The following is a 20,550-nucleotide window of genomic DNA, read 5'->3' on the forward strand; positions in this document are numbered from 1 at the left end:
CAATTGATATTTTTTAAATGGGAGGAAAAAGTACGTGTTGCTATTTATCGATAATGTGAATATAACCGACCCAAGGATCAACCTAGCCATCGAGGAATACGCGTTGAAGCATTTGGACATCAACGAAACGTATCTTTTGTTTTATATTAATGAGCCGTCGATCATTATTGGAAAGAACCAGAATACAGTAGAAGAGATCAATTCCCCATATGTGAAGGAAAATGATATCCATGTAGTACGTCGTCTGTCTGGAGGCGGTGCCGTTTATCATGATCTTGGGAACTTGAACTTCAGCTTCATTACTCGTGATGATGGGAACAGCTTTCATGACTTTAAAAAGTTTACTGAGCCTGTTATTAAGGCGTTGAACAAGCTTGGTGTCCCTGCGGAGTTGAGTGGACGAAATGACATTCTCGTTGAAGGGAAAAAGATATCTGGAAATGCTCAATTTTCGACGAAGGGGAGAATGTTCAGCCACGGGACGTTAATGTTCGATTCCCAGATTGAAAATGTCGTATCAGCCCTAAACGTGAGTATGGACAAGATCAAGTCGAAAGGAATCAAATCAATTCGGAGCCGTGTTACCAACATTCGCGAGCATCTTCACTCTGATATGACGATCAAGGAATTCAAGAGAACGTTGCTTCACTATCTTTTCGAGGAAAATGAAGATATTCCGCAATACCGGTTAACTGAGGAAGATTGGAAGAACATTCGAAACATATCGGAAGAACGCTACCAAAACTGGGTTTGGAACTATGGGAAATCACCGAAGTTCAATGTTCATCATTCCCATCGGTTTGAAGGTGCTGGGCAACTGGATGTACGTCTTGATGTTGTCCAAAATACAATCCAGCATTGTAAAATTTATGGAGACTTTTTCGGTGTCGGGGATGTTGAGGACATTGAAAACCGCTTGATCGGAGTCCGCTTTGACCGGGAAGAAATTGAACAAGCCATAGAAGGAATGGATATCCACCATTATCTCGGAAAAATTACAAAGGATCAGTTCTTAGAGTTGATTCATTAAAAAGTATATAAATGGAATGTCTGAAAAGAAACGGGTTTACTCGTTTCTTTTTTTAATCTCAAATATGAAATGTTTAACGAAAAAAATAGGCACATCAAATGGGTGGGTGAATATCATGTAATTGTGAGAAAGGAGCTGATAGATATTGACTGATGAACGTAATCGAGAAGAGGTCAAGGACGATGAACGTGCACACTACATGAAAGACAAATGTAAGCAATATATGAACTATCATGTTTTAGTTGAAACGAACGACGGGAAAAAGTTTGATGCGATCTTAACGGGGCATAAGGGTGATCAGGTTGAAATGCTCGTTCCTGAAATGATGGAGCCAGAGTCCTATGAACGCAGCGATTCAAGACAATATGGGCCACGGTTCAGGAGGTTCGGCAGATTCTTGTTGCCACTAGCAGCACTGACAGCACTTTCGTTAATTCCTTACCGACCGTATCCTTATTATCCATATTACCCGCCGTACCCTTACTACCCATACTACTAAACTCCCTTACTAAGGGAGTTTTTTTGCGTATAGGTGTAACAAGTAACCGACTACAACAAGGGGCTGACCCAAATAATATTGGTTTGTGAATTACACGGCAAAACACATGTTGGTTCAGCCTGCTTTTTCAATTCAGCCTGAAATTTTCTAGTCAGCAAGACAAGTTTCCATTGTGGTAATATCGCCTTAATTACGGGAATATTCTGACGAATAATTGACAAGAAAGCGCTTTCTCGTTACTATTTTTATATACCGATATAATGATAGTTCGAATTTTTTACGTTATATAGGATATTAAAAAAGGAATTGTGAATGTATTTCACATTCAACGATGTTAAAAGCGTACTTAAATTGGGAGGGGACACAATGATTTTCAATGTCGAAATGGAAACGATGAATACCAGACAGAAAGAACATCTCCAGCTAGCACGACTTCAAAAAACCACAAAATCCACCTATGAAAACGTACCTTTCTACAAGAATAAGTTTGACTCGCATAGTGTAAAACCCGAGGATATCCAGAGTCTTGATGATTTAAGGAAATTACCATTCACCGTGAAACAGGACTTGCGCGATCATTATCCATTCGGGCTATTTGCTGTTCCGCAGAATGAGGTTATCCGGTTGCACGCATCATCTGGGACGAGCGGAAAACCAACGGTAGTCGGCTATTCACGGAACGACATCGACGTATGGAGTGAAATCATTTCTCGTTCGATTGCAGCTGCTGGTGGAGAACCTGGAAAAGTACTTCACAATGCTTACGGTTATGGTCTGTTCACAGGCGGATTAGGACTCCACTATGGTTCTGAAAAGCTCGGAATGACAACGGTCCCGATTTCAGGCGGGAACACGACACGGCAAATACTACTTATTGATGATTTTAAACCGCAAGTGATTTGTGGAACTCCTTCGTACGTTCTAAACATCGCTGAGACGATGGAAAAGATGGGTAAGGACCCTGCCGCTACAAGTCTTCAATATGGAATATTCGGGGCTGAACCATGGTCAGAGGAAATGAGACAAACACTTGAAACTAAGCTAGGTATTAAAGCGGTTGATATTTATGGGCTGAGTGAAGTAATGGGGCCAGGAGTTTCGATTGAATGTCATGAGGCACAAGATGGACTTCATATAGCGGATGATCATTTCATTGTTGAGGTCATCAATCCAAAAACAAATGAGCATGTTCCAGATGGGGAGTATGGGGAGCTTGTTTTTACGAGTCTGACTAAGGAAGCGTTTCCGATTATCCGATACCGTACAGGGGATATAGCAGCAATCAACCGGTCGAAATGTCAGTGTGGAAGAACTTCAGTCAGAATGTGCAGAGTAAAAGGCCGAATAGACGATATGATGATTATTCGGGGAGTTAATGTATTTCCTTCTGAGATCGAAAATTATTTACTGCAAGTTTCCGAGATTATGCCGCACTACCAAATACAGTTACAGAAAAAAGGGACATTGGATCATGTTGAGCTGCATGTAGAAGTGAACGAAGAATATTTTAAGCAATGTGAGGATAACTTAGAACACGCTAATATAATGGTATTGACGGAAAAAATCAAGCACATTATCAAATCGAATTGCTTAGTCACCATAAACGTTCGGATTTTTGCTCCGGATTCGATCCCGCGCTCAGAGGGTAAGGCAATTCGAGTTGTTGATCTTCGGAAAGAGACCGTCATGCAGTAGGGCTGACAGGATGTGAGTCAGTTCAACGTTGTTATAGGACGTAACACAATTAGTTGAACTTCATTACACATATTTTAAAATTAAGCAAAACCATTGAAAATATTATAACGATAATTTATAATGACGTTAAATAAACGTAATATCCGGAAGGTGATACTTAATGACTATCGATACTTCGTTTGATCGGTTAACAGAGGAAGAGAAGTACGAACACTTCTTGAACCGAATAGATGCCGGTGAAAAAATCGAGCCGAATGACTGGATGCCTGATGATTACCGTCAATCCCTGATTCGTTTGATTTCTATGCATGGAATCAGCGAAATCATGGGAGCGCTTCCAGAAAAGGAATGGGTCCCAAAAGCGCCGTCATTACACAGAAAATTGGCGATAATGGCAAAGGTCCAGGATGAAATGGGACACGGTCAGCTCTTGTTGCGTGTTGCTGAGGATCTCATGGAACCGCTTGGGAGAAATAGAGAAGACATAATGCAGGATCTGTTCTCTGGTAGATTGAAGTTCCATAATGTGTTTCATATGAAAGCGCCTACATGGGGAGATGCTGGAATCATCGCTTGGCTTGTAGACGGGGCAGCGATCATTTCACAAAGTATGATGCTGAATTCTTCATACGGCCCATATGCGAGAGCATTGAAGCGTATTTGTGCCGAGGAGGTTTTTCACGCTCAGCATGGGGAAAGTATCATTATGGCATTGGCAGAAGGAACACCTGAACAACGCGAATTACTACAGGATGCATTGAATCGTTGGTGGACCGCTCTATTGATGTTCTTCGGACCGAAAAGTAAAGAAAATGCATCTACCTCTCATGTCGATAAAAATATGAGGTATAAGATTCGAGAAAAGACAAATGAAGAGCTTCGACAGGAATTCTTTACAAAATATGTACCAAGAATTTGGTCACTTGGATTAACAATTCCAGATGAAACGATTCATTTTGATGAGGAAAAAGAGGAATGGGTTTACCAGGATCCGGATTGGAGCGAATTTAAACAAATCGTAACCGGAAATGGACCACAATCGAAAGAACGTTTAGAGCTTCGACAAGTATCCTATGAAAATAATCGCTGGGTACGTGAAGCATTGAATCCGACAGCAAAAGTGGTATAAGCCGTGTGGGCAGGAGGGGAAACGATGAGCGATAATGGATTTTACAGCGTATATGAAGTATTCAGCAAGAAAACAGATAAAGCTCCGTTGCAGCATCAATTCAGTCTTTTAGCACCAAATAAAGAAATGGCGCTGATCATGGCAAGAGAAAACTTCTTCCGCCGCGAGCCTGTTGCTGACATTTGGGTTGTTAAAAGAGAGGATATCCGTACAATGACCCAAGAAGAGCGAGAGATGTTAAAGCGCTTGAATGATAAAGACTATAGGGAAACAAAAGGCTATGGATATTTGAAGAAGAAATGGCGCAACTATCAACAGGAGCAATTCACTGAGGAGAATTTACTCAGCGACAGCAAGGGAGGGAAGGCGAAATGACACAGGATAAGGCACTCGTTGAACTACTCTATTCACTTGCAGATGATGATTTTATCCTTGCATACCGAGGCTCCGAATGGCTAGGGCTGGCTCCGCATATTGAGGAGGACGTTGCCTACTCCTCAATCAATCAGGACATGATGGGGCACGCAGCAAGGTTTTATAGCATCTTAGAGGAGTTAGGGGAAGGGAAAGCTGACGAACTCTCCCATCTAAGAAAGCCGGAGCAATTCCGTAATGCGATTCTTTTAGAAGAGAAAAACGGAGAGGGAACGTATTTGGAACAGCCGCAATTCGATTGGGCATTTGCAGTCGTTCGAAACTATTTCTACACTGTCCATAAAAAAATTCGTATGGAATCTCTTAGAAAATCAAGCTATGAACCTCTTAAAGACACCGCATCTAAGGTAAGAATCGAGCTTCAATATCACCTGATGCATTGGGAAACATGGTTCAAGCAATTAATGACGAGCACAGACGAAGCGAACCAAAGAATGACCGCAGCCGTTGAACGTTGCTGGAAGGAAATGAACGGAGTGCTTTCCCTCGGACCACATGGAGATGAAATGGCAAGCAAGGGGTATGTAACGAGTGAGGAAGAGATGCGGAACAAATGGTCCTCTTATATGAAGAAGACGTTCGAGGAAATCAATGCTCCAATTCCAGGAGATATGGCAATGTCGAGAGGAAACGGACGTCAAGGCGAACATACGGAAGATCTTAAGATTGCACTTCAAACGCTTTCTGAGGTTTACGAAACGAATCCGACTACGGGATGGTAATCGGCTGATGTATCCAATAGCCGCAAGCGTAAATAGAAGGAAATCTAGCAATCTGGTATAAAAAAAGCATATAGTGACCGCATGAGGAAAAATATAGATATAGCGGTCGGTGACTAAAGAGAGCTTTTAGCAACCTGGGTCAAGAATTATGGTTATGCCGTACACATTTGAGCATCTTCTAAAAGCGAGAGGAGGGTTACCATGACCGGAATAGAACATAAGAGTTTGATAGATAGTACTTATGACGTACTGAAAAATGTCACCGACCCGGAGATTGATTCGGTCAGTATCCTTGACCTTGGCATGGTGGAGAAGGTAGAGGCAAAAGGCAACTCAGTTACGGTATCCGTATTACCAACGTTTACGGGCTGTCCTGCACTTGATATCATTCAGCGTGATATCGTCAATGCTGTCATCGAGGTCGAGGGAGTTGAAGAGGTTGCTGTCGATTTCTTGACGAATCCGATCTGGACGACAGACCGAATAACGGACCTCGGCAAATCAAGGTTAAAGGAATTTGGGATCGCACCTCCTCCGGCTGACCATGAACCAGGAGAACCGTGGGAGATTCCTTGTCCATATTGCGGCTCGGTCTTTACGACCATGGAAAACCTGTTTGGGCCAACCGCGTGTCGTTGTATTCTTTATTGTAAAAGCTGCAAAAATCCATTTGAGGCAATGAAACCCGTCGCCAACATAGGGGACGAATAAGGAAGGGTGTTTTTATATTATGGTAAAACTAATTGCATTGTACAAAAATCCGGAAAACAAAGAACAATTCGATGAGCATTATTTCAACACACACGGACCAATTACTGCAAAGATACCTGGACTACGAAAGATGGAAGTAACAAAGATTGTCGGTTCACCAATGGGAAAAAGTGATTACCACATCCTTTGTGAGATGTACTACGATAGCCATGATGCAATGAAAGAAGCAATGAAAACAGATGAAGCAAAAGCTTCCGGGAAGGACCTTATGGGATTTGCTGGTGACTTGGTAACACTGATGATCGGTGAGGAAGTCGATGGTGAATAAGGAAACAATCAAAACCTGGACAGAGGATCGCGTTGGTGTCATTCAACTTGACCGGTCTAAAGTGCTCAACGCACTGAACCGCAGGATGGTCACAGAAATTCTTCAGACGCTTGAAGAGTGGGATCGTGACGATAAGATTTCTGTCATGGTCGTTACAGGGAATGATAAGCTGTTTGCAGCCGGCGCTGACATTGATGAGATGGCAGAAGACGATTCCATTTCACTTGAACTCCTCAACCAGTTCGCCGAGTGGGATCGGATTGCATGGGTGAAGAAGCCCATCATCGCTGCTGTCAATGGCTATTGCCTTGGCGGAGCGTTCGAGCTTGCTCTCAGCTGTGACCTGATCGTTGCAGCAGAGGATGCCCAGTTCGGTTTTCCTGAAATCAACCTCGGCGTGATGCCTGGGGCTGGGGGAACAGTTCGATTAACGAAATTGATGGGGCGGACAAAAGCACTTGAGTGGCTCTGGCTAGGAGAATATATGACAGCGAAAACGGCGTGTGAGAATGGTGTGGTCAACCGTACAGTTGCGCCTGAACTTGTATTTGAGGAAACGATGAAGCTTGCTCGTAAAATTGCAAGACAAGCACCGCTATCTGTCAGAATGATCAAAGAAACCGTCAACAAGTCAGTTGATCACTCCGTTTATGAAGCGATGCAGTTTGAACGGAAGAACTTTTACATGCTATTTTCTTCAGAGGATCAGAAGGAAGGTATGAACGCATTCGTGAAAAAGCGAAAACCCCGGTTTAAAGGGAAATAAGGAGCGGTTTTGCCATGTATGAAACGATTCAATACGAAATGAAGAACAACGTTGCCTGGATTAAACTGAACCGCCCTGAAAAGTTTAATGCCTTCACAGAACAGATGAATTCAGAAATCACAAAAGCGTTGAAAGAGGCAGACCGAGATAAAGAGGTTCGGTGTCTCGTCATTACAGGGAACGGACGAGCATTTTCCTCAGGGGAAGATTTGGCGGGGGTCAAACAGGATACGGATCATGCCGAGATTTTACGTAAACGATACAACCCGATGGTAAAAAAACTCGCAAGTGTCGAGAAACCGGTTATTGCTGCTGTTAATGGCGTAGCAGCAGGAGCCGGAATGAGCATAGCGCTTGCCTGCGATTTCCGTGTATTATCAGAGAAAGCGAGTTTTATAGAAGCGTTCATCAACGTAGGGCTCGTGCCTGATTCAGGGAATTTGTACTACCTGCCTAGATTAGTAGGGCATGCGAAAGCACTTGAACTCGCAGTCATGGGTGAAAAGATTACAGCGGAAGAGGCGAAGGACCTTGGACTAGCGACAAAGGTGATCCCGCTCGATCAGTGGGAGGAAGACGTCGCAGCATTTGCAGAACATCTGGCTCAAAAGCCGACCAAAGCGATCGGCTTGATCAAGCGATACTTACAAAAAAGCTGGGACAGTGACTTGAATGAAATGCTAGAGAACGAAGCATATGCCCAGCGTACAGCAGGGCAAACACAAGACCATGCGGAAGGTGTACAGGCCTTCATGGAAAAACGAAAGCCCGAATTCAAAGGCTTTTAAACTAGAGGAAAAGCGGAAGCAGCCTCGAGCACAAGGGCTCAGGAGTTAAACATTTATTTATGGAGCAAATTTTACTAAAAAAAAAGGAGTGTCAGATATATGAGTACAACTAAAGAACAACAGCAGGTGGCGACAGAAATGAAACGTGACGCTTATAAGATGATGATCAACGGACAACAAGTAGACAGTGTTTCAGGTGAAACGTTTACGACTTACAATCCGTCAACAGGGGAAGCTTTAGCACAAGTAGCTAAGGCTGGAACAGCGGATGTCGATCAAGCGGTAGAAGCAGCTCGTAATGCTTTTGAAAAAGGGAAATGGCCGAAATATCCGGTTGGAAAGCGTGCACGCGTATTGAACAAAATTGCTTCAATCATGCGTAGCCGATTCAACGAACTTGTAGAATTAGAAGTGTTGAACAGCGGGAAATCCCTTTCTGCAGCACAAGGTCAAGTGATGCAGGCAGTTGAAAACTTCGAATTTTACGCGGGTGCAATTGTAGGTCACCGTGGTCATGTGAACAACATGCCAGGTCCATTCACGAACCATACGATGAATGAGCCAGTAGGAGTATGTGCACAGATCATTCCATGGAACTATCCGATGATGATGGCTTCTTGGAAAGTGGCACCAGCGATTGCTGCAGGTAACTCGATCGTGTTGAAGCCAGCAAGCCTAACACCGCTGACTGCAATTATTTTAACGGAAATCTGTCATGAAGCAGGGGTTCCTGAAGGTGTTGTAAACATCGTAACAGGACCTGGTTCAACAGTTGGAGCTCATCTTGTTGAACATTCTGGTGTCGATAAAGTTGCCTTTACTGGTGAAACGAACACAGGTAAAGACATCATGGCAAAAGCTTCTGAAACATTGAAGCGAGTTACACTCGAGCTTGGCGGAAAATCTCCTAACCTCGTATTCGAAGACACAAACCTTGATGCAGCGGTAGATGGTTCATTGTTCGGTATTTTCTACAACACAGGACAGTCTTGTGAAGCACGCTCTCGTCTATTTGTTCATGAAGACATTTACGATGCATTCATGGAAAAGTTTGTGGAAAAGACGAAGAAGCTTACGCTTGGCAACCCGCTTGACCAAGGAACTCACATTGGTTCGATCATTAGTGAAAGCCAGGTTAATGTAATCGATGGCTATGTAAAGGAAGCTGAAAAAGAAGGCGCTAAAGTAGTCGTCGGCGGTGGCCGTGCGAAGGTAGAAGGTTTTGAAAATGGGCACTGGTACTTGCCGACTGTCATTACAGATGTAACGAACGACATGAAGGTCGCCCAAGAGGAAATCTTCGGACCTGTAGTGGTTGTCATGAAGTTCAGCGATGAGCGAGAAGTGATCAAGCTTGCAAACGATACAGAATTCGGTCTTGCAGCTGCGATCTGGACGACGGATCACGCTCGTGCAAATCGTGTAGCGGCCAAGCTGAGAGCTGGAACGATCATGATCAATTCGCCATTCTCTGCATTCCCAGGTACACCATTCGGCGGATATAAGCAATCTGGATTTGGTAGAGAGCTATGTATCGAGACACTTGACCTCTATACAGAAACGAAGAGTGTCATTTCATATGTTGGCGGGAAGCCTTTAAATCCGTTCGGAATCTAAATTTTAACGCACATTAAGAACAATATCGGGGCTGACCCAATTGGGCGTCAGACTCCTCCGTAATTAAAACGAGTGCTAATTTGTACGGATCAGCCCATCTATGGAACTGACTCCTTACTTTTAGACCACTCATATGGAGGCTGCCTGACTTCCTTTTTGGAGCAGTCCCCTTCTAATTGAGAGGGAGTGGAAAAGTGATTAAACATATTACAGTCATCGGATCAGGAGTAATGGGGCGCGGGATTGCATACGTTGCTGCGGTTGGTGGATACAAAACGTCGCTTGTTGATATTTCTGAAAAAGCATTGGAAAATGCTCAAACAGAGATCAATGCCATTTTCGCAAAAGGGGTTCAACGTAATAAGCTGACAGAAGAGGAAGCGAGTGCTGGCATGGAACGAATGTCATACTCTTCGAATCTACAAGCTATTGTTTCAAATACCGATATGGTCATTGAAGCGGTCCCTGAGAACCTAGAGATAAAGAAAAATATCTTTGAGACGATCGATCAACATGCTCCAGAGCACTGCTATTTTGCTACGAATACGTCTACAATGAGTCCAACTGAAATTGCATCGTTCACCGATCGTCCAGGTAAGGTCATTGCCATGCACTTTTTTAATCCTGTCCATAAGATGCCGCTCGTTGAAATCATCAAAGGGCTTGATACAGCGGAAGAAACGGTCAAGCTAGCGAATGAAGTCGCAGCGAAAATGGGAAAGGAAACCGTAACCGTCAATGAGTTTCCTGGTTTTGTCACAAGTAGAATCAGTGCACTTGTTGGGAATGAGGCGTTTTATATGCTTCAGGAAGGTGTCGGTTCACCTGAGGAGATAGATAAAGCAATCAAGCTTGGGTTGAATTATCCGATGGGCCCGTTTGAACTTGGTGACCTTGTCGGCTTGGATACAAGATTGAACAATCTGAAGTATTTACACGAAACGCTTGGTGAAAAATACCGTCCATGCCCGCTGCTCGTAAAATATGTAAAGGCAGGACGTTTCGGACGGAAATCCGGAATGGGCGTTTACGATTATACAGATGGAGAAAAAGGAGGGAAAAATCATGCGTGAAGTCGTTATAGTTGATGCGGTCCGGACACCGATTGGACGCTATAAAGGTACATTAAAAAGCATTCGTCCTGATGACCTTGGAAGTGTCGTCATCAAATCGTTAATGGAACGAAACCCAAACCTATCTGCTAATGAAATCGAGGAAGTCGTGTTTGGAAATGCTAATGGAGCGGGTGAAGAAAACCGAAACGTTGCTCGTATGTCCGCACTTCTTGCTGATCTCCCAGTTGAGGTCGGTGGTACGACAATCAACCGTCTCTGCGGGTCTGGCCTTGATGCAGTGAGTTACGCTGCACGCGCAATCATGGCAGGCGAAGGGGACGTCTTCATCGCAGGTGGAACAGAAAGCATGACAAGGGCGCCATATGTGATGGGCAAGCCCGAGCAGGAATTCGCCCGTGGGAACCAGGAAATGTTTGATACGACTATTGGTTGGCGCTTTGTGAATCCACTTTTAGATGAAAAGTACGGAACTGACAGTATGCCAGAGACGGCAGAAAATGTCGCAAGGGACTTCCAAGTATCACGTGATCAACAGGATCAATTCGCGTATGATAGTCAGCAGAAGGCTAAAAAGGCGATGGATTCCGGCCGATTAAAGGATGAAATCGTCCCTGTCTCATATACGGATCGGAAAGGGAATGAAATCGTTGTTGATACAGATGAACATCCGAGGCCGACAACTTCACTCGAAAAACTGTCCTCTTTACGTTCCATTTTTCCGAACGGAACGATAACAGCAGGGAATGCATCCGGTATTAACGACGGTGCCTCGGCATTATTACTGATGAGTAAAGAGAAGGCTGAAGCAGTAGGTTTGAAACCGATGGCGAAATACATTACATCAGCGACGGCTGGCCTTGAGCCGCGTGTGATGGGACTTGGACCAATATACGCATCCCGTAAAGTGCTGAAGCGAGCAGGATTGAGTATAGATGATCTCGGTCTTATCGAACTAAATGAGGCGTTCGCTTCACAGTCTCTAGAGTGTATCCGACAGCTTGAGTTGAACGCTGAAAAGGTAAATGTCAACGGTGGTGCGATTGCGTATGGACATCCGCTTGGGGCTAGTGGCGCTCGTATTTTAACCACTCTTTTGCACGAAATGAAAAAACAAAATACTCGCTATGGTCTAGCCACGATGTGTATTGGTGTCGGACAGGGAATTGCCGCGATTGTTGAAGGTTACAACAACTGACCTTAAGGAGGAGAATGATTGACATGTCATCTATTTTATATGAAGTGAAAAATCATATTGCTTACGTCACCATTAATCGACCTGAGGTTCTTAACTGCTTTAATTTAGATACGTTAAAGCAGCTTGGTGACGTCGTTGAACAAATTCATCATAACCCTGAGGTTCGTGTAGCCATTTTCACAGGGGCTGGAGATAAATCATTCAGTGCTGGAGCAGATTTGAAAGAACGAAAATCGTTGACCGAGCATGAGGTACGAAGAAACGTGACAAAGATACGCGAGGTGTTCACTGCTGTTGATAAGCTTCCGCAGCCAACGATCGCAGCGGTGAACGGTTATGCGTTTGGCGGAGGCTTCGAGCTTGCACTTTCATGTGATTTCCGAATTGCTGTAGAGGGTGCGAAAATGGGACTGACGGAGCTAGGCTGGGCAATCATCCCTGGGGCAGGTGGCACACAACGCCTTCCGAGATTGATTGGACAAGCTAAAGCGATGGAACTCATTCTTACCGCTAAAAAACTAAGCTCAGAGGAAGCATTAGGTTATGGAATTGTAAACGAAGTCGTTTCTGGTGACAGTTTGATTCAAACGGCTGAACAATGGGCGGAAAGAATGCTTCAAAATGGACCGATTGCACTTAAGCAAGCGAAATATGCAATCAAACAAGGAATGAATGTTGACCTTGAGACAGGTCTTAACCTTGAAGCAAAAGCCTATGAGGTAACGATTCCGACAAAGGATCGCGTAGAAGCACTTGTCGCTTTCGGTGAAAAACGTCCACCGCAATTTAAAGGAGAATAAACACTTCGAAATCGCTTGAGACGAGATCGACATCCTTTTTGCGGTTCAACGGCTTTAACCTTGGGCACGATTATAGTATGATGATGTAATAATTTTAATTGGAGGTTTAAAAGGCCCGGAGGCTTACAGGATGCTAGTCAGTTCAACGTTGATACAAGATTACTTCGGCTCTTTTCCTCCTCCTTTTGAACATACATTTGCATTTTGAGATTGAATCGGAAAAGGATGAGCAACATGGAAAATAGTTTGAACACACGGTCAATGATTTTTACATTATACGGCGATTATATCCGTCATTACGGAAACGATATATGGATTGGCAGCTTAATTCGGCTGCTGAAGGAATTCGGGCATAATGAACAATCTGTTCGAGCGGCAATTTCAAGAATGAACAAACAGGGCTGGGTAACCGCTGAGCGAAAAGGGAACAAAAGCTACTATCAATTGACGAAACAAGGTGTCAAGCGGATGGAAGAAGCCGCAGACCGGATTTTTAAATTTCAACCTGTCTCATGGGATGGAAAGTGGCGGATGTTTACGTACACCATTCCTGAAGAACAACGAAATATCCGGGATGAACTGAGGAAAGAGCTTGTTTGGAGTGGATTTGGACTTCTTTCGAATAGCTTTTGGATATCCCCAAACAATCAGGAAGTACAGATTGAGCAAATGATTGAAAAGTACGATATTCGGGAGTTTGTACACTTTTTTGCATCCGAGTATAAAGGGCCACATTCGAGCAGGAAACTTGTAGATGAGTGTTGGGACCTTAACGATATCAACGATCGATATGATGATTTTATTAAAACGTATAGCCAAAAGTATGTAATTGACAAACATAAAATCGAAAAAAGTGAAATGACTGATGGGGAATGCTTTGTTGAGCGAACGAAGCTTGTCCATGAATACCGGAAGTTTCTGTTCGTCGACCCTGGTCTTCCACAAGAGCTGTTGCCTGCAAAATGGCTCGGTGACCATGCTGCAAGCTTGTTTAGTGAATATTATAAAGCACTTGCTCAGCCTGCAAGCCGATTTTTTGAGGATGTATTCAGTGAAGGAAATGAAGTCAAAAATAAAGATAAGAAGTATGATGTGTTGAATCACCCGTTGATGATCGATCCGAACCAATGATGAATATCTGTCTGGTTCGCCAAGGTGCTCGAGGTCGTTTCTACAAAGACATATACCGATGGCTGAGACAATAATCAACCAATAAAGAACCTTTTATCGAACAGTTACATGCAAATGGAGCCTGATCATTGATCGACCTGGCTCCACGATTGTTATTTTCCTTTATTAATCTGTTCGCGAAATTCTTGTCCTTTTTTCTCATACGTGTCGATTGTGAGTTGGATGAGTTGAAGGTCCTTGTCGGTAAGTTCCCGAATGACCTTCCCAGGTGATCCCATGACCATCGTACGAGGAGGAATCTTTTTCCCTGGTGGAATGAGCGTGTTGGCACCAATAAAGGCTGATTCGCCAATCTCTGCCCCGTCCAGAATGGTCGCACCCATTCCGATTAAGGCACCTTTACGGATTGTGCAGCCATGTAGAATGACATTATGCCCAACAGACACTTCATCTTCAAGTATAAGAGGGTATTCCTCGTATAGATGACATGTACAATTGTCTTGGATGTTACAACGCTTACCGATAATAATCGGAGCTTCGTCACCGCGAATAACAGTGTTAAACCAAATGCTTGAATTTTTGCCGATCGAAACATCACCGATTATATGTACACCCGGAGCAATAAAGACAGTATCATCTACTTTCGGGTAGTGGTCGTTATAAGGATATAACATGTACAATACCTCCTTGAAAACGTTAGATGTTTAAAAAGAACGTATTGTAAGTATATCATACGAACAGAAAGGATCAGTCGTTATGAACCCAGTTTGTCAGTTATTGAACATCCGATATCCGATACTTCAAGGTGGGATGGGAAACGTCTCAAATGCTCCTTTATCAGCAGCGATTTCAGAGGCAGGCGGATTGGGTACGATTGGGATTGGCACTCTTTCCCCAGTGGAAATTGAACAACTGATAATCGATACGAAAAAACGAACGGGCAATCCATTTGCAGTCAATATCCCATTAAGTGTGACACCATTCGTTAAGGAAGCAGTTCAATCGATGTTCCAATATGAAGTCCCGGTTGTCGTTTTATCTGCTGGAAACCCCGCTCCATATATTCCTAAGTTTAAGGAAAATGGACTTACTGTAATCTGTGTTGTCGCTTCTGTAAAGCATGCTCAAAAAGCAGAGAAAGCTGGTGCGGATATCATTGTGGCAGAAGGTTATGAAGCAGCGGGAATCAATGCGACTGAAGAGTCGACAACGATGACGTTGATTCCACAGGTTACCGATGCGGTGAAAATCCCTGTAGTCGCTGCCGGTGGGATAGGAGATGGTCGTGGACTGGCAGCAGCACTATCGCTTGGTGCGACAGGAGTACAAATGGGTACACGCTTTATTGCAACCCAAGAAGGTGTATTCCATGAAAGCTATAAACAGAAGCTAGTTGAGGCAAATGATACAGATACAACCATCGTTGGTAGAAAGTACGGGAAGATTCGTCGGTTGCTGAAAACAGCCTATGCTGAACAGTTACAAAAAGATGAAGCAGCTGGAGTTGACCAACAAACCTTTATCGATAAAACAACAGAAGAATTTCACTTAAGAGGAGCGGTGCAAGGGAATTTTGCTGAAGGATTCATCAATTCAGGTCAAATTGCAGGGCTGGTTGGTGATGTTCCTACTGTCGATGGGTTAATCCAACGAATGGTGAAAGAAGCTGAACAACAATTGAAAGTAATCGAACGATTATTGTAAAACGTTGTTTTGTAATAATTTCTTAAATCAGCTAATTTTTTAAATTGTTTGACGATTTATTGACATAATGTTTTACCCTTTGATACTATTACGATAAATTCGCGAATTGTAACTTCACTAAAATATCCTTGAAAGATAAAGAATATTTTGTTAATTGCAATTCATATTTAAGGGGGAAACAATGTGAAAAGGCTTTGGAAATCACTAGTTGGAGTTTCGTTGGCAAGCGTATTAGTTCTCGGAGGCTGTGGATCTACAGAGGATACTCAAGGTGGTGGAGAAGGTGGCGATGATACTGAAAAAACAGTAACGGTTGCGATCAACCAATTTGTAGAACATCCATCACTAGATGCAGCAACGGAAGGATTTAAGAAGGCACTAGCAGAGAATGGCTTTACAGAAGGTGAAAACCTTGAATACGTTATCGATAACGCTCAGGCTGATATGAACAACATTCATACGATCGCCAACAAACATGTATCGGATGAAGTCGATTTGATATTTGCCAATGCAACACCAAGTGCACAGGCGAGTGTCCAGGCTGTAAAGAAAGCTAATGCAGAAATTCCAGTTCTTTTCACATCAGTAACAGATCCGGTTGGAGCCGAATTGATTGAAGCGATGGATCAACCAGGCGAATGGGTTACTGGTACGAGTGATACCCACCCGGAAGCAATACCAAATACGATCAAATTTATCGCAGAACAAACCGATGCGAAAACAGTAGGACTTATTTATAATCCTGGCGAACAAAATTCCGTTGCACAGGTTGAAATCGTTAAAAAAGCAATGGAAGGAACAGGTTTGAAAGCTGCGGAAGCAAGTGTTGCGACAACTGCTGACGTTAAACAAGCGGCAGAATCATTAGTCGATGAAGCGGACGTATTATACATCATCACGGACAACACCGTCGTGTCTGCATTAGAATCAGTCATTAAAGTAGCCCAAGATGAAGATATTCCGATGTTTGCTGGAGAGCTTGATTCAGTTAATCGTGGTGCGATGGCAGCATACGGCTTCGATTACGCTGACCTAGGCTACGAAACTGGTCTAATGGCAGCTGCAATTTTAAAAGGGGAAAAGAAACCATCTGATTTTGAAGCGCAATACCCTCAAAACCTGAAGCTTGTGATCAATAAGACAGCAGCAGAGGAAATGGGAGTCGAAATCAAATCAGAATGGGATGACATGGCAGAATACATCGAATAGCAAACCGCTAGAGGAGAAAGGTATGCTCTGATTCAATCAAATATTAGGAAGGAGCAGGTAACATGTTCTCAATTTTGTTCCCGGCTGTTGAATCGGGTATCATCTACGCGATCATGGCGCTCGGTGTTTACCTCTCCTTTCGTATTCTTGATTTCCCCGACTTAACCGTTGATGGTAGCTTTGTCACCGGTGCTGGTGTTGCTGCCATTATGCTTGTAAACGGACAATCACCTGTGTTGGCGACGTTAGCTGGAATGGGTGCAGGGTTTATTGCAGGCTGCATCACAGGGATTTTGCATACGAAAGGAAAAGTTAATCCATTACTTGCCGGGATTCTCATGATGATTGCACTTTATTCCATTAATCTTCGAATTATGGATGATCGGCCAAACATCCCATTACTTGGGCAAGATACTCTTTTCTCAATGTTTCGTTCTTTCTGGGAAGGCTTCGGGATTGATAAGACACTAAATTCAGTGTTTACAGGTATTGGGCTCGATCCATCTACTTGGTCCATCTTATTCTTAATGATTCTCGTTACATTTGCGATTAAATTTTTCACCGATTGGTTTTTGCGAACGGAAATTGGATTGGCATTGCGGGCGACAGGTGATAACAAACAGATGATCCGTAGTTTTTCTGCAGATACGAATAAGCTGACGGTTCTCGGCCTGGGTGTTTCCAATGCATTTGTAGCTTTATCAGGGGCGCTGATTGCGCAATACAATTCATTTGCAGATATCGGAATGGGAATCGGGATGATAATTATCGGTCTTGCCTCTGTCATTATAGGTGAAGCTTTATTCGGAATCAAAACGATCATGCGGACGACCCTTGCAGTCATAGGAGGAGCAATCATTTACCGACTCGTCATCGGTTTGGCGCTTGAGGTTGGTTTTAAGGCAGGAGATTTGAAGCTCATTACAGCGATTCTTGTGGTCATTGCTCTTGTCCTTCCGAAGATACTTGAAAACCAAAAGGAACGGACACGTAAAAAGCGAAAGCGGGCAGAATTAGAAAAGATGTACGCAGTCGGCCCTGAAAAGGAGGGTGAAGACGTTGCTTCAACTAAATCAGATTCACAAAGTGTTTAACGAAGGAACGTTGGATGAGAAAATTGCCCTTTCTCATATCAACTATTCGCTCGAACCGGGTGATTTCGTTACGGTAATCGGAAGTAATGGTGCAGGTAAATCAACGTTAATGAACGTGGTCGCCGGTGTTCTGAGTCCGGATGTTGGAGATGTGGTCATTGAAGGAAGAACGGTTACCAATCTCCCTGAACATAAGCGTGCTGCCTATATCGGCCGGGTGTTTCAAAATCCTTTGGCAGGTACAGCACCATCGATGACGATTGAAGAAAATATGGCGATGGCATATGCACGAAATAAAAACAGGGGCCTGCGAGCAGGAGTGACGAAAAAGCTTAGGATGTTTTTCAAGGAGTCCTTAGAAACGTTGCATCTTGGGCTCGAGGATCGCTTGAATGCTAAGGTAGGGATGCTTTCAGGTGGTGAACGTCAAGCACTTTCACTTCTGATGGCTACGTTTACCGAACCGAAAATTTTACTGTTAGATGAACATACGGCTGCCCTTGACCCATCTAGAGCAGAACTTATTACAACTTTGACAAAACAAATCGTGCAGCAGCATCAATTGACAACGCTGATGGTAACCCACAACATGCAACAGGCATTAGATTTGGGCAATCGATTGATCATGATGGATAAAGGACAAATTATCCTGGAAGTCAGTGGAACTGAGAAACAAGAACTGACAATCGAGCAATTACTCCAAGAATTTCAGCGTATACGCGGCTCGAAAATGACGAGTGACCGCGCATTGTTAAGTTAGGTGTAAGAAGGATAGGTGCAGCTGCGAATACTAACAGTTACCTATCCTTTTTAATTTACCTTTTAGAAACGATTGAAATGCTTTAGTATAGGGACAGGGCTCAGTATAGTTTTTTAATTGAATTAAAATAGATATACAATCAGGAGAAGAGAAACTGGAGGTACTTATGGCACAGCATGAGCAATGGGGTTCAAAATTATCATTCATTTTAGCAGCAGCAGGTTCTGCAATCGGTCTAGGGGCTATTTGGAAGTTCCCATATGTAGCGGGATCAAGCGGAGGAGGAGCCTTTTTCCTCGTATTCTTACTTTTTACATTTCTAGTAGGTTTTCCGTTATTGTTAGCAGAATTTGTTATCGGGCGAAGTTCACAGAAGGAAGCTATATCGGCTTATCGTTCAATTGCACCCCGTTGGACATTTATCGGTCGAATGGGTGTGTTTACTGCTTTCATACTACTATCATTCTATAGTGTCATCGGTGGTTGGATTCTACTTTATTTTGGGGCAACGCTTACCGGTTACACGATGGGCGTGGAAAATTATGAGCAATTGTTTGGAACGATCATTTCCAATCCATGGACAGCGGTCGGCGCTCAGCTCGCTTTCATGTTCCTGACGATCATCGTAGTTGCGAAAGGCGTCAAGGATGGTATTGAAAAAGCATCGAAGTGGATGATGCCTGCTTTATTCATTCTTTTTATCGTATTGATTGCACGTTCACTGACACTCGATGGGGCGATGGAAGGGGTTAAATACTTCCTGCAACCAGACTTCAGCAGGTTGACTTCTGAAGGTGTCCTTTTCGCACTTGGACAATCCTTCTTCTCGTTAAGCCTTGGGGTATCCGTCATGGTAACATACAGCTCCTATTTATCGAAAAAGGAAAGCCTTGTTAAGTCTGCAACCTCTATCGTCATGATGAACATATTTATTACGATCCTAGCAGGTCTTGCAATATTCCCAGCGGTATTTTCATTTGGATTTGAACCCGAACAAGGGCCTGGACTGCTTTTTGTGGTGCTCCCTTCTGTGTTTGCCCAAATGCCTGGCGGCGTTATCTTTTTCGCAATCTTCCTGGCCCTTTTCTTGTTCGCAACATTGACATCTGCGTTCTCGATGCTAGAAATCATTGTCGCTTCAGTTGCGAAGGACTCTGGAAAAGAAGCACGTTCGAAAGCTTCATGGTGGATTGGACTCGCGATTTTCGTAGTAGGTATTCCAGCTGCCTTATCGTTTGGAATTTTAGGCGATTACAAGTGGATGGACAAGACGATCTTCGATTTGATGGATTACCTTGTCAGTAATATTATGCTTCCAGTCGGAGCATTGTTGATTTCAATCTTTGTTTCCTGGAGGATGCCTCGTAAAACATTGGTGGAAGAGCTTACGGATGGTAGCAGCTTCGGTAAAAAATTACTAGCCTTGTGGGTGTTGATTTTAAAATTTGTGGTACCTATTGTCATCATCATTGTGTTCCTCGATGCATTAGGTGTACTCGACATGTTGTTTGGCTAATAAGGATAGGAAAAATGAGCAGCTACTCTGGTGGCTGCTCTTTCTGTTTGCTTTACATAAAGTCGATTTGCTTCCGCAGATCTTCATTATAAATTCCTCTAGGTGGCTTCATGGGGAGTGTATGGTTCGCGTTCCGTGCACAAATGCAGCTGACGGGCACGGAAGACGAAGACGGGTTTGCATTCCCTTCTCATGCATAAAATCCAGCTGGCAGGCATCATGAGTGTGCCAATCGAAAGTATGGCTTAAGCTAGACGCTATCACCCCATGTTTAGGATTCGATTCCTTGGTGGATTATATAGTACAATGGGACACGTCAACATGAGTGAAACAACGAAAGGGGAA

General features: G+C 43.5%; 21 protein-coding genes. 20 read left to right on the forward strand and 1 reads right to left on the reverse strand.

Going from position 1 to position 20,550, the window contains the following annotated elements; all coding sequences use genetic code 11:
• The first annotated feature begins 37 nt into the window (after positions 1 to 37).
• From MOJ78_RS04285 to paaX, 15 genes are all read left to right on the forward strand, one after another.
• The gene (locus MOJ78_RS04285) at positions 38 to 1,030 is read left to right on the forward strand and encodes a lipoate--protein ligase (RefSeq protein WP_304981182.1); all 993 of its coding nucleotides are present in this window, start codon (positions 38 to 40) and stop codon (positions 1,028 to 1,030) included.
• A 145-nt stretch (positions 1,031 to 1,175) separates the two neighbouring features.
• Positions 1,176 to 1,529 carry a hypothetical protein gene (locus MOJ78_RS04290; RefSeq protein ID WP_304979974.1) on the forward strand — a complete coding sequence of 118 codons (354 nt, stop codon included), beginning with the start codon at positions 1,176 to 1,178 and terminating at the stop codon, positions 1,527 to 1,529.
• A gap of 366 nt (positions 1,530 to 1,895) precedes the next feature.
• Positions 1,896 to 3,224: a phenylacetate--CoA ligase PaaK gene (gene paaK / locus MOJ78_RS04295; protein ID WP_304979975.1), complete on the forward strand. Its 1,329-nt coding sequence runs from the start codon at positions 1,896 to 1,898 to the stop codon at positions 3,222 to 3,224.
• A gap of 160 nt (positions 3,225 to 3,384) precedes the next feature.
• Positions 3,385 to 4,353: a 1,2-phenylacetyl-CoA epoxidase subunit PaaA gene (gene paaA / locus MOJ78_RS04300; RefSeq protein ID WP_304979976.1), complete on the forward strand. Its 969-nt coding sequence runs from the start codon at positions 3,385 to 3,387 to the stop codon at positions 4,351 to 4,353.
• Positions 4,354 to 4,377: 24 nt separating this feature from the next.
• On the forward strand, positions 4,378 to 4,728 hold the full coding sequence (gene paaB, locus MOJ78_RS04305) for a 1,2-phenylacetyl-CoA epoxidase subunit PaaB (protein ID WP_304979977.1): 351 nt from the start codon (positions 4,378 to 4,380) through the stop codon (positions 4,726 to 4,728).
• Positions 4,725 to 5,510 (forward strand): 1,2-phenylacetyl-CoA epoxidase subunit PaaC, encoded by a 786-nt coding sequence (gene paaC, locus MOJ78_RS04310; protein WP_304979978.1) that lies wholly within the window; start codon positions 4,725 to 4,727, stop codon positions 5,508 to 5,510. The genes paaB and paaC overlap by 4 nt, the downstream gene beginning before the upstream one ends.
• A 201-nt stretch (positions 5,511 to 5,711) precedes the next feature.
• A complete protein-coding gene (paaD, locus tag MOJ78_RS04315; protein ID WP_304979979.1) occupies positions 5,712 to 6,221 on the forward strand; it encodes a 1,2-phenylacetyl-CoA epoxidase subunit PaaD in 510 nt (169 codons plus the stop codon).
• A 19-nt stretch (positions 6,222 to 6,240) separates the two neighbouring features.
• The gene (locus MOJ78_RS04320) at positions 6,241 to 6,549 is read left to right on the forward strand and encodes an EthD family reductase (protein ID WP_304979980.1); all 309 of its coding nucleotides are present in this window, start codon (positions 6,241 to 6,243) and stop codon (positions 6,547 to 6,549) included.
• Positions 6,539 to 7,315: an enoyl-CoA hydratase/isomerase family protein gene (locus MOJ78_RS04325; protein WP_304979981.1), complete on the forward strand. Its 777-nt coding sequence runs from the start codon at positions 6,539 to 6,541 to the stop codon at positions 7,313 to 7,315. Before MOJ78_RS04320 ends, MOJ78_RS04325 begins: the two co-directional genes overlap by 11 nt.
• 14 nt (positions 7,316 to 7,329) lie before the next feature.
• Entirely contained in the window at positions 7,330 to 8,103 is a 774-nt protein-coding gene (locus MOJ78_RS04330) for an enoyl-CoA hydratase-related protein (protein ID WP_304979982.1), read from the forward strand.
• 99 nt (positions 8,104 to 8,202) lie between these two features.
• On the forward strand, positions 8,203 to 9,720 hold the full coding sequence (locus MOJ78_RS04335; RefSeq protein WP_304979983.1) for an aldehyde dehydrogenase family protein: 1,518 nt from the start codon (positions 8,203 to 8,205) through the stop codon (positions 9,718 to 9,720).
• Between the two features lie 194 nt (positions 9,721 to 9,914).
• Positions 9,915 to 10,793, forward strand: coding sequence for a 3-hydroxyacyl-CoA dehydrogenase (locus MOJ78_RS04340; RefSeq protein ID WP_304979984.1), 879 nt, complete (start codon positions 9,915 to 9,917; stop codon positions 10,791 to 10,793).
• Positions 10,786 to 11,991: a 3-oxoadipyl-CoA thiolase gene (locus tag MOJ78_RS04345; RefSeq protein WP_304979985.1), complete on the forward strand. Its 1,206-nt coding sequence runs from the start codon at positions 10,786 to 10,788 to the stop codon at positions 11,989 to 11,991. The genes MOJ78_RS04340 and MOJ78_RS04345 overlap by 8 nt, the downstream gene beginning before the upstream one ends.
• A gap of 23 nt (positions 11,992 to 12,014) precedes the next feature.
• Positions 12,015 to 12,791 carry an enoyl-CoA hydratase-related protein gene (locus MOJ78_RS04350; protein ID WP_304979986.1) on the forward strand — a complete coding sequence of 259 codons (777 nt, stop codon included), beginning with the start codon at positions 12,015 to 12,017 and terminating at the stop codon, positions 12,789 to 12,791.
• A gap of 234 nt (positions 12,792 to 13,025) precedes the next feature.
• Entirely contained in the window at positions 13,026 to 13,922 is an 897-nt protein-coding gene (gene paaX, locus MOJ78_RS04355; RefSeq protein WP_304979987.1) for a phenylacetic acid degradation operon negative regulatory protein PaaX, read from the forward strand.
• 152 nt (positions 13,923 to 14,074) lie between these two features.
• Here the strand turns inward: paaX and MOJ78_RS04360 are convergent, their stop codons facing one another.
• Positions 14,075 to 14,596: a gamma carbonic anhydrase family protein gene (locus MOJ78_RS04360; protein WP_304979988.1), complete on the reverse strand. Its 522-nt coding sequence runs from the start codon at positions 14,594 to 14,596 to the stop codon at positions 14,075 to 14,077.
• Positions 14,597 to 14,678: 82 nt separating this feature from the next.
• Between MOJ78_RS04360 and MOJ78_RS04365 the strand changes: the two genes are divergently transcribed.
• From MOJ78_RS04365 to MOJ78_RS04385, 5 genes are all read left to right on the forward strand, one after another.
• Positions 14,679 to 15,626, forward strand: a complete 948-nt coding sequence (locus MOJ78_RS04365; protein ID WP_304979989.1) for an NAD(P)H-dependent flavin oxidoreductase — start codon at positions 14,679 to 14,681, stop codon at positions 15,624 to 15,626.
• Positions 15,627 to 15,809: 183 nt separating this feature from the next.
• Complete coding sequence (locus MOJ78_RS04370) at positions 15,810 to 16,835, forward strand: ABC transporter substrate-binding protein (RefSeq protein WP_304979990.1); 1,026 nt, start codon at positions 15,810 to 15,812, stop codon at positions 16,833 to 16,835.
• A gap of 62 nt (positions 16,836 to 16,897) precedes the next feature.
• On the forward strand, positions 16,898 to 17,929 hold the full coding sequence (locus tag MOJ78_RS04375; protein ID WP_304979991.1) for an ABC transporter permease: 1,032 nt from the start codon (positions 16,898 to 16,900) through the stop codon (positions 17,927 to 17,929).
• The gene (locus MOJ78_RS04380; RefSeq protein ID WP_304979992.1) at positions 17,895 to 18,689 is read left to right on the forward strand and encodes an ABC transporter ATP-binding protein; all 795 of its coding nucleotides are present in this window, start codon (positions 17,895 to 17,897) and stop codon (positions 18,687 to 18,689) included. Before MOJ78_RS04375 ends, MOJ78_RS04380 begins: the two co-directional genes overlap by 35 nt.
• Before the next feature lie 166 nt (positions 18,690 to 18,855).
• Positions 18,856 to 20,205, forward strand: a complete 1,350-nt coding sequence (locus MOJ78_RS04385; protein ID WP_304979993.1) for a sodium-dependent transporter — start codon at positions 18,856 to 18,858, stop codon at positions 20,203 to 20,205.
• The last annotated feature ends 345 nt before the right edge of the window (positions 20,206 to 20,550 follow it).

The organism is Alkalihalobacillus sp. AL-G (assembly GCF_030643805.1).
Classification (GTDB): Bacteria; Bacillota; Bacilli; order Bacillales; family Fictibacillaceae; genus Pseudalkalibacillus.